Raw genomic sequence first — 13,198 nt, 5'->3', positions numbered from 1 at the left:
GCGTCACGGACGCTATAGACCGGATCACACCCACTCGGCCGCACCCGCCCGGCACGTGCTCAGTGACTCTCGATCTCGACGTGAACGCGGCTGAAGTCGCCGGCCTCCAGGTCGGCGCGGTGAATCGCCCACATCGCCAGCCCACCGTCTCCCCACCCCATTCCGGCCTCGACGTCCTCGTCGAGTTGCAGCAGCAGGACGTACTCGCGAGCCGCCGCCAGGAAGTCCGCGTCGTCGAACCAACCTTCGACGCCGGCGGCTTTCGCGGCGCTCCCTTCCAGCGGCCTCTGAAAGGCAACGGAGTGACCGCCGACCTGATGATCCGGCCCCCCGCGGCGGATGGCCCCGTGCAGGTCTGACTCGCGCAGCACAGCGCTGATCCGGCCGATCTCGTCCAGATCGGTGCCGAGGAACGGGCTGTGGGAACCGGGAACGGTCGCTATGGTCAGCCCGGTGAGCGCAACCGGCGGGTATTCGTAAGTGTCGTAGGCCGGGTCGAGGTACTCCTCTGGAACCCGCAGCTCAACGGTGGGCACACCGGCCGGCACGTGGATCACCGGTGGCGTGTACCCGCGATTGAGCACGTCCAGGTTCTCCAGCGACGGCAGGAAGAACAGCAGGGTGCCGTCCGCGGGTAGCGGCATGCCGCTGTCGTACGCCGTAAGCGCTGCACAGTCCAGCAGTGCGACGAAGGTCAGCGGCAGGCCGCCCGGTTCGTGCGGCCAGACCGCACCGGCCGGCATCGGCGCTGGACCACCCAGCCGGCCCGCTACCGCATCACCCGGTGTCGCCGCGGTGAGCCGGATCGCCGGACGCAGCGGCAACGCATCTACGACATCGACGAGGTCGGGCCGCCGCGTACGCAGTTCATCGATGTATCCGGTCCGCCACGAATCCATGTTCATGATCTTCACACGCCGTCGTCCTCTTCGACCGCGTCCAGCTCGCGGCGTAGGAAGACCGCCGGTGGCCGGGCCCGAGCGATCGGGGCCGGCCTTGACTTCCATGAGGCGGCCACCGACCATGGTGGGAGCGCTCCCATCGAACTGTGTCAATGGGCGGAGAGGCTCCTCATGAAACACCGCGTCGTCATCGTCGCCGCAGCGGCGGCCGGGCTGCTTGCCGCAGGCACGCTTGTAGCCGTGTCCACCGCATCGGCCGCGACCACCGGCTGTTCGGCGACCTATTCGGTCGCCAGTCAGTGGCCGGGCGGATTCCAGGGTGGTGTCTCGTTCACCAACCTCGGCGACCCGCTGTCCACCTGGAAACTGGAGTTCACCTTTCCGGACGCCGCCCAGAAGGTCACCCAAGGCTGGAACGCCACCTGGTCCCAGTCCGGATCGGCGGTCACCGCGGTCAACATGAGCTGGAACAACAGCGTCGCCACCAACGGTTCGGTCTCGGTGGGATTCACCGGCAGCTGGGGCAGCAGCAATGCGAACCCGGCGTCGTTCAAGGTCAACGGCGTGACCTGCACCGGCGGTTCCAGCACCACGACCCCCACTACGGACCCGACCACCGGGCCGACGACTGCGCCGACCACCCCGCCCACGACTTCGCCGACGACCCCGCCCACGACTTCGCCGACCACGGGCCCGGCGGGTCCGGCGCCCGCGCTCAAGGTGTCCGGCAACAAGATCGTGACCTCCGCCGGGACGGCCTACCGGCTGCTCGGCGTCAACCGCTCGAGCGCCGAGTTCGCCTGCGTGCAGGGCAAGGTGGGCGTCTTCGACGGTGCGCAGCCCGACCAGGCCTCGGTGGACGCCATGAAGTCGTGGAACATCCACGTCGTCCGCATCCCGGTCAACGAGCAGTGCTGGCTGGGCACCAACGGCACGCCGAGCGGGGCAACTTATCAGCAGGCGGTCACGAGCTACGCCACTCTGCTGGCGGCCAACGGGATCAATCCGATCATCGATCTGCACTGGTCGTACGGCAGCTACAGCGGCGCCGGCAACGGCAACTGTACGGACGTCAACGCCACCTGCCAGAAGCCGATGCCGGACGCGCAGTACGCGCCCCAGTTCTGGACCAGCGTGGCCAACGCGTTCAAGGGCAACGACGCGGTCCTCTTCGACCTGTTCAACGAGCCGTGGCCGGACAACGCCGACGGCTACGCCAGCGCCGCCAACGAATGGAAGTGCTGGCGTGACGGCGGCACCTGCGGTGGCATCACCTACCCGGTCGCCGGCATGCAGAGCCTGGTCGACGCGGTACGTGGAACCGGCGCCACCAATGTCATCCTGCTGGGCGGCCTGGCGTGGTCCAATGACCTGACGCAGTGGCTGACGTACAAGCCGACCGACCCGGCCGGCAATCTGGTGGCGGCCTGGCACGTCTACAACTTCAACTCCTGCTCCAACACCTCCTGCTGGGACAGCCAGGTCGCCCCGGTGGCCGCGCAGGTGCCGGTCGTGGCCGGTGAGATCGGCCAGAACTCGTGCGCGCACGACTTCATCGACCAGGTGATGACGTGGGCCGATTCGCACAACGTCGGGTACCTCGCCTGGACCTGGAACCCGTGGGGTTGCAGCGGAGGCAACGTGCTGATCCAGGACTACGCCGGGACCGCGACCGACAGCTACGGCTCCGGATTCAAGGCGCACCTGCTCACCGTCGACCCATAGGTATATCTTGCCGTCGTGATCTCAGAACCTGGCACGGTCGAGGTGAACTCGTAGGCCGATGCTCGACATCATCATCGCCGGGGCCGCCGCAGGGCTTTGGCTCATCGCGTACGGAGTCTGCCGGCTCGCCACCCGAACCGTGCTGCCACCCGCCGGACCGGCCACGATGGACCTCGGTCCGGAGCCGCCCGCGGTGGTGAGCATGCTGGTCAACGACTGGTCGAGGAGCGTGGGGCAGGCCGAATCGACGGTGCTCGACCTGGCCGCGGCCAAATACTACGAGCTGCGCCAGCCGGACAACGACCCCTTCCGGACGACGCTCCACCTGGCTCGGAATCCGCCGGACGAGCGCGGTCTCCGGCCGTACGAGCGGCAGGTGCTGGACCGGATCCGCGGCCTCGCCGTCGGCGGGGTCGTGCCGGTCACGGCGCTGGCCTTCCGCGACCAGAACGAGTCCAAGGCCTGGAACCAGCGGCTGAGCGCGGCCGTGGTCGCCGAAGCGCGCGCGGCCGGGCTGTCCCGGCGCCGGTTCGGCCGGACGATGATGACGGCGCTGTATTCCGGTGCGCTCGCGGTGGGCCTGGTGTGCGGCTTCGCGGCCGTGCACCGAACTCACAACGCCTGGACGTTCCTCTGCTTCCTCACGGTGGCCGGCGTGCTCGCGGGCCTGGTCCAGCACGTCGGCGAGCGGGACACCCCGGCCGGCCTGGAAGCCGCGTCCCGCTGGTTCGGGGTGCAGGCCTGGCTGCGTAACCACGAGCAGTTCGCCGACCTGCCGCCCTCGGCCGTCGCCATCTGGGACCGCTACCTCGCGTACGGGGCCGCCCTGGGGGTGACCCGGCGCGCGAGCGCCGTGCTCGACCTCGAGGTGGGCGACCGGCGGAACATCTGGTCCTCCTACGGCGGCGGCTGGCACCGGGTCCGGGTGCGCTATCCGCGGGGGAGGCCCTGGTACGGCAGAACCACCCGCTCCCTGATCCTGCGGACATTCGTGTTCCTCGTGGTGGGCGCCGTCGACGTGAGCGTCGCCGGGCGCGCCAGTCGGTATTCGTTGCCGGGGTACGTGCTGCTCACGGTCGGCGTCTACATGCTGATCCGGACGATGAACGACCTGGCGCGTTCCGCGAGCGTCACCGGCGAAGTGATCGGGTGCAGAACCTCGCGGGCGAACAACAGCCATTCACGACTGGACTACCTGGTGATCGACGACGGCACCGCCGACAGGACCACCGCCTGGGCCCTGCCCAGCGAGTGGCGTAACCGCTGTCATGACGGCGACGTCGTGACGATAACCGTCCAGCCCTGGACCAGGCGGGTCGTCGCAGTAACTCAGCATTCGCGCGGCATTGAGCAGACCGGCGCGTTGGCCGTGGACTTCTTCGGCGAAGTGCGGGAGGTTTCGACCGGGCCGCTTCCGGTGTCGGTCGAGGACGTCGCGCGGCTCGTCGGCCAGCCCGTGCGCGCCGAAGTCCAGCCGCAGCGAGTCGACTTCCGCTCAGAGGTCGACAACACCGTCGTGCTGCGCGCCGAGTGGGCGGGCGGCCTGGCCGGGCGGATCGCGTGGCGCGCCAACGCGCGCGGCAACGTAACTCCGCTGCCAGGGATCGGCGACGAAGCGTACGCAAGCGGTAACCGCGTGGTGATGCGCACGGGTGACCGGACGCTGGTTGTCGCCGCCCTGGCCGGCGGCCGGGTCGGAATACCGCATCTACCGTGGTTGCTCGCCCGGGGCGAGCGCGTCTGACGTGAAGCCGTCTACCCGGTCACGATGCCGCTCCTCCGGCAATCGCGCCGACGTCATCATCGCGGTCGCCACGGTCGGCCTGATCCTGGTGCTCTTGCTGGTCATCTTCCGCAGCCCGATCATCGCGCTGCTGCCGATCATCACGATCGGCCTGGTGTCTCAGATCGCCACCGGCCTGATCGCCTGGGCGAACAAGCTGTTCGATCTCAAGACCGACAGCTCGGTCAGCGCGTTCCTGATCGTCGTGCTGTTCGGCATCGGCACCGACTACATCCTGTTCCTGATGTTCCGCTACCGGGAACGCCTCCGCCTCGGCGAGGACCCGAAGACCGCGATGATCAGCGCGGTCACCCGGGTCGGCGAGGCGATCGCCTCGGCCGCCGGCGCCGTCATCATCGCGTTCCTGGCCCTGACGCTGTCGACCCTCGGCCTGTTCAAATCCCTCGGCCCGGCCTGGCGATCGCCGTCGCGACCACGCTGCTCGCCGGCCTCACGCTGATCCCGGCGGTCGTATCACTGCTCGGCACGAAGGTGTTCTGGCCGTCCAAGGCGTGGAAGAACGAGCCGACCGGCGCCCGGTTCGCCGCCCTCGGCAGTTCGCTGGGACGCCGGCCGGCCGTGTACGCCGGCGTCTCCGGCCTCGTCCTGCTGGCGATCTTCCCGCTCAGCTTTCAACCGAACTTCGACCTCGGCGGCGGATCCACCTCCAAGGCGTCCGAGTCGACTGTCTGGCAGGCGGAACTGCTCAAGGGCCTGCCGGCCGGCGCGACCGAGCCGACCCAGGTCTTCCTCAAATCTGATCACGCAATGCCCTGACCCCCGACCAGTTGACCGCCTACCAGTCCCGCCTGAGCGCGGTGCCTGGCGTCGGACAGGTCTCGCCGGCCACTCCGTCGGCCGACAAGACGGTCGCGGCCTTCCAGGTGACCCTCGCCGCCAATCCGCAATCACACGCCGCGCTGCAGACGGTCAAGGGTCCGCTGCGCGACGTGGCCCACGCGGCCGCGCCGGCCGGGACGACCGCGTACGTCGGCGGAATCACCGCGGTCTTCGTCGACATCCAGGCCGCCGTCAACCACGACTACCTCGTGGTCTTCCCGGTCGCCGCGATCCTGATCATGATCATCCTGGGGCTGCTGCTGCGCAGCCTGGTCGCACCCTGGTACCTGATGATCTCGGTCGGTCTCGGTTTCGCCGCGACGCTCGGCGCGACCGTGCTGGTCTTCCAGAAGATCCAGGGCGAACCCGGCCTGATCTTCATCCTGCCGGTGATCATGTATCTGTTCGTCGTCGCGCTCGGCACCGACTACAACATCCTGATGATCGCCCGGCTTCGCGAAGAAGCACGGGAGGGCCGCAGCCCACGCGACGCCGCGGCGATGTCCGTACGCCACGCCGGCCCGACCGTCGCGGCGGCCGGCGTCATCCTGGCCGGCACCTTCGCCTCGCTCATGCTCGCCGGCAACAGCCTGCTCACCCAGATGGGCTTCGCCATCTCCTGCGGCATCGCCATCGTCGCCTTCGTGATGGCGCTGTTCCTCACGCCCGCCCTGACCGCGCTGCTGGGCCACGTCGCCTGGTGGCCGGGCCATCAGGACCGCAATGACCACAGGCCGGTCGGCCTCGACGAGGACGCGGCGACCGCGGAGCCCGTCACCACCAACTGATTTTGGATGCCGGCGAACGCTCTCCGGCTGGGGCAGGTACAGCGGGCGTATCGACCGTTGCGGCTGACAAACGAAACGCGCCGGTCCCCGGAGGCCGGGTGACCGGCGCGATTCGCGGGGTCAGTTGATGACCATGCCGCTGCTCAGGTTGAGGACCGAGCCGGTGATCGCGGCGGCTCGGTCGGAGGCGAGGAAGGCGGCCGCGTCGGCGATGTTCGCGATGGTGGGCAGGCGCTTGCTGAGCATTCGGTCGGCCATGCGGGCCTCGAACTGCGAGCGGGTGATGCCGTACGCGTCGGCGTGCAGCCCGTACACCTCGGTGAGTTGGGCCGTCTCGGGCATGCCGGCCGCGTTGATGCAGACGACGCGTACGCCCAGCGGCCCGACCTCGGCGGCCAGGCCCCGGGTCAGCGACTCGATCGCCGCCCAGGCGGGGGCCATGCCGCCCATGAGCGGGACGGCCGACCGGGACGGGCTGGCCGTGATCGTGAGGATGACGCCGGTGCCCCGGGCGGTCATCCGGCGGGCGGCGGCCCGTGCGGTCAGGAAGTTGGCCCTGGTATAAGTGGCGATCGGGCGGTCGAACGCCTCGGGAGAGAGGTCGACGATCCGGGTGCCCTGGATTCCGGTCTGGGGAAGGCTGATCGCGTTGAACGAGATGTCGACGGGGCCGGCGGCGTCGGCGTGGGCCTCCACCGCGGTTTCGTCGAGTGCGTCCACGGTGGCGACATCGGCGGTGCCGCCCGCCGCCTCGATCTTCTCGGCGATCGCCTCGAGTGGGGCTGCCCTGCGCCCCGCGAGCAGGACCCGGGCGCCCTCGGCGGCGAGCGCCTGCGCGACTGTTCCTCCGACTGAGCCGGCCGCTCCGTACACGATGGCGCTTTTGTCTTTCAGCAACATTGTCATTTCCTTACGCCGTAGCCGATACGTGCGCGGCCGGTTGCCGTTCCACGGCCTTCGGCGCGCCACGTTCCAGCAGCGCGCGCCCGATGCGCCGGTTGATCCGTCTTGGACCCGTGCATGTCTGCCTCCTGTGATGGGCTTGCGCAGGGTGAGATCCGGGTGGGCGCCGATTTCCGCCGGGTGCCGCGCCGCGGGGTGTATGACAGTCATCACCTGGTCGTGTTTGGCAACTGCACTTATGGACTTCAATTCATGACATTCGGTTGCTACGCGCTGCTTACTCCTTGGTAGGGCGGATCTCGGAGGTATGGTGTGGGCCACATACGCCCGTCCGGTCTCACGGCCGCAGTACGGAGGTGAGAGCGTGCCGGTCACCGGCCAGCGTGTCGTGCGTCGAGCTTTGGGGCGCAGGCTGACCCGGTTGCGTGTGGCGACCGGACAGAGCAGACGCGAAGTCGCGGAGGCCAAACTCGGCATCTCCGAACCGACCCTGCATCGCATCGAAACCGGCAAGGTTCCGGTCACGGTCGCCAATGTTCGCGCATTGTGCTGGTTGTACGGGGTCGACGAAAGCATTGCCGGTGCGCTGTCCGACCTCGCGCTGGGCACGTCCCAGGAGGAGTGGTGGGACGCCAATCCCGCGATTCCGGAGTGGTTCAAGCTCTATGTCGGACTCGAGGCGAGCGCCAGCACGATCTGCACGTACGAGGGCGAGGTCGTCCCCGGTGAACTGCAGACGGAGCAGTACGCGCGGGCCATCTACGGCGCCGAGCAGACTCAGGAAGGCGACGCGACCGAGCGGCACATCAAGCTACGGATGCAGCGCCAGGCCGCGATGGCGTCCCGGCATCCCAAGCCCCGTCTCGTCACGGTGCTCGGTGAGGGCGTGCTGACCCGGCAGGTGGGCGGTCCCGACGTGCTCGCCGCGCAGGTCGAGCACCTACGCGAGGCCGCCCGGCAGAAGCACCTCGAGATCCTGGTGCTGCCGTGGTCGGCCGGCGCGCACGCCGCCATGGCCGGGGCGTTCCGGATCCTCGACTTCGAGGACCCCGAGGATCCCGACGTGGTCTATCTGGAGTCCCACATCGGCGCGTTATATCTCGAGGAACCGCAGGAGGTGCAGGAATACCGGCGCATCTTCACCCTGATCTGCGAGGCTTCCGTGCCCATCGCGGATTTCCGCTGACATCCGATGCACGTACCGAACGGCGGCATGGACTGACATGAGTGATTTCGGCGCCCGATCCTCGCGCAAGGCGGCGACCGCCGCGCGGATGTACGACTACTACCTCGGTGGCGTGCACAATTTCGTCGCCGACCGGGAGGCCGCCGACGCCGTCATCGAGCGGTTCCCGTTCATTCCGGAGGCCGCCCGGGCCAACCGCGCGTTCGTCGTGAATGCGGTGCGGCACCTGTCCGAGTCCGGCATCCGGCAGTTCCTCGACATCGGTTCCGGCATTCCCACTGTGGACAACGTGCATTCCGTGGCGCGGCGAATTCACCCGGACACCCGGGTCGCCTACGTCGACATCGACCCGGTGGCCGTGGCCGAGAGCATGGAGATTCTGGAAGGCGACGGCTTGGCGGTGGCGGTGCGCGGCGACGTGCGGGAGCCGCGGGCCGTCGTCGGGCACTCGGAGGTGCGGCGGTTGCTCGACTTCGATCAGCCGGTCGGTGTGATCGTCGCCGCCGTGCTGCATTTCGTGCCGGAACATCAGGCCGCCGACGACGCGGTGGCCGAGCTGATCGGGTCCGTGGCCTCGGGCAGCCATTTCGTCGTGTCGCACAGCGCCACCGAAAGCTTCCGGCTGTTCACCGCGACCGAGGACGTCTACCAGCGGCGCACCTCGACCCCCGGCACGGTCAGGACCCGTGAGGAGGTCGAGCGTCTGTTCACCGGGCTCGAACTGCTCGACCCCGGGGTGGTCTGGGCGCAGGAATGGCGCCCCGGTGTCGCGGTCGAACGGGTCGAGAGCCCGCGCGCGGGCGGCATCTGGGCCGGCGTCGGCCGAAAGGCCTGACCAGCTCAGCCGAACAGCAACTGGTCGAACTCGCCCTTCTTCGCACCGTCGAGGAACGAGTCCCATTCCTCGACGGTGAAGTGCACACTGCTGGCCCCGGGCCGCTTGCTGTTGCGCACCTCGATCAGGCCCGCGTGACGCCGCGCCTCGACGCAACTACCGCCGTTGCCGGTCGACCTGCTCGACATGATCCATTCGCTGTCGCCATGCATCGCATGCTCCTTCTTGATGACGCACCCCCGATGCGGTCCTCAGGCTGACCGCCAGGCGCGGTACGGCTCGCGCCGCCGGCTTCGCCGGGCAGGCCGCCCGGGCCTCCTCCCCACATCAAATGATCATTTCATAGGCCGGCGCGCATGTGACTCTTCGTAGTTGAGTCGGCTATGGACAGTCGCAATATCCGAACATATACCGCAAATAACTGCCACTCTGCCTGCTTCTTCTTTCGCCATGAAATTCTGCGCACCGAGGGTAACCGATGGCGGGAGAATGCCGCGCGGTCCCCCTGAACTTCTGCACTGTGAAATCTTGCACCGTGGAAGTTTGGCAGGGATGATGACGGTCCAGACACGGCATGACCGTCGGCAATGTCCACCGTGTCAGCCGGTGGCCGTCCACTGAGGTCAGAGGGACGTCACGGTCAGAGGGGGGCCAATGGATATCCTCGGTCAAGCCGACCGCCTCCCGGCCGCCGCGCGGGACGGGGAGGACACGGCCGAGGCCGAGCTGTCACGCCTGCGGATGCGGGTCGCCCTGCTCGAGTCCGAGCGCGCCGCCCTGCGGTGGGCCATCAACCATGACGACCTCACCGGCCTGCCCAACCGGCGGCTGCTCAACGCCGTCGGCCCGTCGATCCTCCGCAAGGCCAAGCGATACGCCGTGCTGGTGCTCGACCTCAACGGCTTCAAGCCGGTCAACGACCGGTACGGTCACGCGGTCGGCGACGAGGTGCTGCGTACGGTCGGGCGGCGGCTGTCCGGTTGCCTGATCAACGACCTGGCCGTCCGTCTCAGCGGCGACGAGTTCGCGGCGATCCTCACCGAGTCGTCACTCGTCGGCGCCCGCCACGACTGGCTCACCATGGTCGGTGCCATCTCGCAGGCGGTGGCCGAGCCGATGAACATCGACGGTAACGAGCTCGCGGTCACCGCGTCGATCGGCGTCACCACGGGCAGCGGCGAGCCGACCACGATGACCGACCTGGTCCGCCGGGCCGACCTGGCGATGTACCGCGCCAAGGCCACCCGCTCCCGCTTGTACATCGCCGGCGACCCGCGGTAGCTCTTCGGGCTCTCGCGCCAGGGACCGGGGTGATCCGCTCGCGACGCGCCAGTGGCGCCGCCCCGAAGGTGGGCCACAACGGCCGGTTGCAGGGCGGTGCGCTGGGCAGGTCCGCCGGTCACGACCAGGCGCTGCACCATTGCGGGTCCTGGGCCGAGCCGTAGCGGAGGCAGACCTCGACCAGCGCGCGCCAGGTGTGCCGGAAGTCGCCGGACACGGCGCCGCCGGCCGTCCGGCCGCACGCCTGGCCGATCGCCTTCACCGTGCCGTCGTACCAGGCGTAGGCCTGGGCGCAGAGGCCGTCCTGGTCTCGGACGTGGACCGAGCCGTAGATCCGTCCGTGGTAGGGCCCTTTCCCCTGCCAGTCGAGGGTCACCTCCAGCCAGCCGTTCCTCGTGCTGTCCGCGGTGACGATGCTCAGTCGCCGGGACCAGATCTCCGGGGGCGGTGCCGTCGGGGCCGCCGACGCGGCGGCGGGGGAGCGCGACAGATGCTGGTCCGCGTACACCGAGCCGAATACCAGCGCGAGGAGCACAAGCACCGTCGCGGCAACCCGGAGCCGGCGATCTCCCGGCAGCCGCGGGGCCTTGCCTCGCCCGGTCTCGCTCCGCTCGATCGGCGCCGGGAGAGGCTCGTCCTCGGCCACCGCGACATCCCAGATCCGCAGCAGTTCGTCCGGCTCGGCACCGCACGCCTGCGCGATCTCGCAGACCGCCTGACGGGAGGGGAACAGCTTGCCGTTGACGTAGCGCTCGAGCGACGACCGGCTGTACGGCGTGTGCGCCTGCAGGCGCGCGTAGCTCAGGCCAGAAGCGTGCTTCAGGCGACGCAGTTCGGTGACCAACTGCTGATGGGCGCGCGTTTGCCGATCGACAGCCATCGTTCCCCCGAGTGCCCGGCTCCGTCCCACGTCATCTCAGCACGTCCCATGAGACATGGGAAGCATTCTATCTCCGCCTCGACAGTGGGAGTGTCACGCCGATCGGTACGGATCAAAAACCACCGTCGGAAGGGGTACCGGCATGCGAAGCGGGGCACGGCACTGGGTGGCGGCCACGGGGGTCGCTCTCGTCGCGGCGGCGGTCATCGTCGCTCCGAAGGCCGCGGGCGCCGAGGCCGCGGCGGCCGACCTGGTCACGGTCGACCCGGGGATCCGATACCAGACCATCGACGGCTGGGGCACCTCCCTGGCCTGGTGGGCGGAGGCCACCGGGGGGTGGTCCTCCACCGACCAGCGCAACGCCCTCGCCGACGCGATCTTCTCGCCCACCAAGGGCCTCGGCCTCAACGTCGTGCGATACGACATCGGCGCGCGCGGGCTGGGCGACGTCTGCGCCCTGTGGCAGCGTACGGGCGCCGCCGTCCCCTCGTTCGAGCCGGCGCCCGGTATCTGGAACTGGTCGCAGGATCCGAACCAGCGCTGGATGCTTCAGGCGGCGAAGGATCGGGGCGCCGATCGCTTCGAGGCGATCGCGTACTCGGCGCCGAGTTGGATGACCACCGACAACTGCAGCTCGGGGTCGCTGCTCGGCACGGACAACCTCGCCCCGGCCAACTACGGACGGTACGCCGACTATCTGGCCACCATCGTCAAGCACTTCCACGACGAGTGGGGAATCACCTTCGGCACCGTCGACCCGTTCAACGAGCCGGTGGAGACCGCTTGGCGGTGGGGCGGCAACCAGCAGGGCATGAACCTGAGCCGTACGTCGCAGAACGCGTTGATCGGCGTGGTGAAGCAGAGCCTGTCCTCCGCCGGCGCGTCCGGCTACACCGCGATCAGCGCCCCGGACGAGCAGTCGGTCGCCGGCGCGGTCACGGACGTCCAGAGCTACAGTTTCGCCAGCCGGGCGACTCTGGCCCAGCTCAACGCGCACGACTACAAGGCCGGACAGGACGAGAGCGGGCTGTACCGCCTCGGCCTCCAGACCGGCAAACCGGTCTGGATGTCGGAATGGGGCAACAACGGCGTCGCGGACGACCCGGGTGACTCGGCCGCCGGTGCCACGAGCCTCAACAGCGCCATCAAGCTGTCCCAGCAGATCCTGCTCAACGAGCAGCAGCTCCACCCCGCCGCGTGGTCGATCTGGCAGGCGGCGGACGGCGGCCTCACGCCCACCGACGGGAAGTGCACCGATCTGTGGGGGCTGGTGTGCACGGACATCGGGCCGAACTCGGCGGAGGTCATCACGAAGCCCAAGCGGTACTACGCCATGGGCAACTACTCCGAGTTCGTCCGGCCGGGTTATCGGATGATCGAAGATTCGGACCCGAACACCTTCACGGCGTACGACGAGGAGTCGGGCTCGCTCGTGCTGGTCACGACGAACCCGGACCGGGCGGACCGGAGCGTCACCTACGACCTCTCCGGCGTCACCGGAATGGACTCCGGCGTCGCCACCCCGCACCTCACCGATGTGTCGCACGACCTGACCGCGGGCTCCCCGGTCACGGTGTCGGGCGGCCGGCTCTCCGCGACCCTGCCGCCTCGATCGGTGACCACGTACGTGGTGAAGGGCGCGGGCGGCGGACCCGGCGGCGGGTCGCTGGGAAAGCTCGCCGCGGTGCAGTTCGGGCAGCAGATGCAGGTCTTCGGCCGGGGCACCGACGGCCATGGGTATTCGGATGTTTGGACGCCGGGTGGTGGCTGGTCGGGTTGGCAGGATCTCGGTGGGCAGTTGGTGAGCGACGTGTCCGCCGTCCAGTTCGGACAGCAGATGCAGGTCTTCGGCCGGGGTACCGACGGCCATGGGTATTCGGATGTGTGGACGCCGGGTGGTGGCTGGTCGGGTTGGCAGGATCTTGGCGGTCAGTTGGTCGGTGACGTCGATGCGGTGCAGTTCGGGCAGCAGATGGAGCTCTTCGGCCGGGGTACCGACGGCCATGGGTATTCGGATGTGTGGACGCCGGGTGGTGGCTGGTCGGGTTGGCAGGATCTTGGCGGTCAGTTGGTCG

At 68.8% G+C, this 13,198-nt stretch carries 13 protein-coding genes; 9 read left to right on the top strand and 4 right to left on the bottom strand.

Annotated features, from left to right (window positions below; genetic code table 11):
* Window positions 1–59: 59 nt before the first annotated feature.
* On the bottom strand, window positions 60–905 hold the full coding sequence (locus tag AB0M88_RS38515; RefSeq protein ID WP_364110798.1) for a YwqG family protein: 846 nt from the start codon (window positions 903–905) through the stop codon (window positions 60–62).
* 237 nt (window positions 906–1,142) lie between these two features.
* Between AB0M88_RS38515 and AB0M88_RS38510 the strand changes: the two genes are divergently transcribed.
* Genes AB0M88_RS38510 through AB0M88_RS38490 form a run of 5 tightly spaced genes read left to right on the top strand, consistent with a single transcriptional unit; the run spans window position 1,143 to window position 6,038 of the window.
* Window positions 1,143–2,627 (top strand): cellulase family glycosylhydrolase, encoded by a 1,485-nt coding sequence (locus AB0M88_RS38510; RefSeq protein WP_364110781.1) that lies wholly within the window; start codon window positions 1,143–1,145, stop codon window positions 2,625–2,627.
* 58 nt (window positions 2,628–2,685) lie between these two features.
* The gene (locus AB0M88_RS38505; protein ID WP_364110780.1) at window positions 2,686–4,371 is read left to right on the top strand and encodes a hypothetical protein; all 1,686 of its coding nucleotides are present in this window, start codon (window positions 2,686–2,688) and stop codon (window positions 4,369–4,371) included.
* Between the two features lies 1 nt (window position 4,372).
* On the top strand, window positions 4,373–4,870 hold the full coding sequence (locus tag AB0M88_RS38500) for an MMPL family transporter (protein WP_364110779.1): 498 nt from the start codon (window positions 4,373–4,375) through the stop codon (window positions 4,868–4,870).
* 32 nt (window positions 4,871–4,902) lie between these two features.
* Window positions 4,903–5,187 carry a hypothetical protein gene (locus AB0M88_RS38495; RefSeq protein WP_364110778.1) on the top strand — a complete coding sequence of 95 codons (285 nt, stop codon included), beginning with the start codon at window positions 4,903–4,905 and terminating at the stop codon, window positions 5,185–5,187.
* Window positions 5,188–5,198: 11 nt separating this feature from the next.
* Window positions 5,199–6,038, top strand: coding sequence for an MMPL family transporter (locus tag AB0M88_RS38490; RefSeq protein ID WP_364110777.1), 840 nt, complete (start codon window positions 5,199–5,201; stop codon window positions 6,036–6,038).
* Between the two features lie 120 nt (window positions 6,039–6,158).
* Here the strand turns inward: AB0M88_RS38490 and AB0M88_RS38485 are convergent, their stop codons facing one another.
* Complete coding sequence (locus AB0M88_RS38485) at window positions 6,159–6,938, bottom strand: SDR family oxidoreductase (protein WP_364110776.1); 780 nt, start codon at window positions 6,936–6,938, stop codon at window positions 6,159–6,161.
* Between the two features lie 310 nt (window positions 6,939–7,248).
* Between AB0M88_RS38485 and AB0M88_RS38480 the strand changes: the two genes are divergently transcribed.
* A complete protein-coding gene (locus AB0M88_RS38480) occupies window positions 7,249–8,127 on the top strand; it encodes a helix-turn-helix transcriptional regulator (protein WP_364110775.1) in 879 nt (292 codons plus the stop codon).
* Between the two features lie 37 nt (window positions 8,128–8,164).
* Window positions 8,165–8,962: an SAM-dependent methyltransferase gene (locus tag AB0M88_RS38475; protein ID WP_364110774.1), complete on the top strand. Its 798-nt coding sequence runs from the start codon at window positions 8,165–8,167 to the stop codon at window positions 8,960–8,962.
* Window positions 8,963–8,967: 5 nt separating this feature from the next.
* Here the strand turns inward: AB0M88_RS38475 and AB0M88_RS38470 are convergent, their stop codons facing one another.
* Complete coding sequence (locus AB0M88_RS38470; protein ID WP_364110773.1) at window positions 8,968–9,174, bottom strand: DUF397 domain-containing protein; 207 nt, start codon at window positions 9,172–9,174, stop codon at window positions 8,968–8,970.
* Between the two features lie 442 nt (window positions 9,175–9,616).
* Here AB0M88_RS38470 and AB0M88_RS38465 point away from each other — a divergent pair, with 442 nt between their 5' ends.
* A complete protein-coding gene (locus AB0M88_RS38465) occupies window positions 9,617–10,243 on the top strand; it encodes a GGDEF domain-containing protein (protein WP_364110772.1) in 627 nt (208 codons plus the stop codon).
* Between the two features lie 118 nt (window positions 10,244–10,361).
* Here AB0M88_RS38465 and AB0M88_RS38460 read toward each other — a convergent pair whose 3' ends face one another.
* Window positions 10,362–11,123 carry a helix-turn-helix transcriptional regulator gene (locus AB0M88_RS38460; RefSeq protein WP_364110771.1) on the bottom strand — a complete coding sequence of 254 codons (762 nt, stop codon included), beginning with the start codon at window positions 11,121–11,123 and terminating at the stop codon, window positions 10,362–10,364.
* A gap of 142 nt (window positions 11,124–11,265) precedes the next feature.
* Here AB0M88_RS38460 and AB0M88_RS38455 point away from each other — a divergent pair.
* The coding region (locus AB0M88_RS38455) for a glycoside hydrolase (protein ID WP_364110770.1) at window positions 11,266–13,198 on the top strand (1,933 nt) is incomplete at its 3' end.

The sequence above is a fragment of the Actinoplanes sp. NPDC051411 genome, from assembly GCF_040682075.1.
Classification (GTDB): domain Bacteria; phylum Actinomycetota; class Actinomycetes; order Mycobacteriales; family Micromonosporaceae; genus Actinoplanes.
Note: the sequence above shows the minus strand (reverse complement) of the source record. Positions and strands in the feature narration are given on the sequence as shown.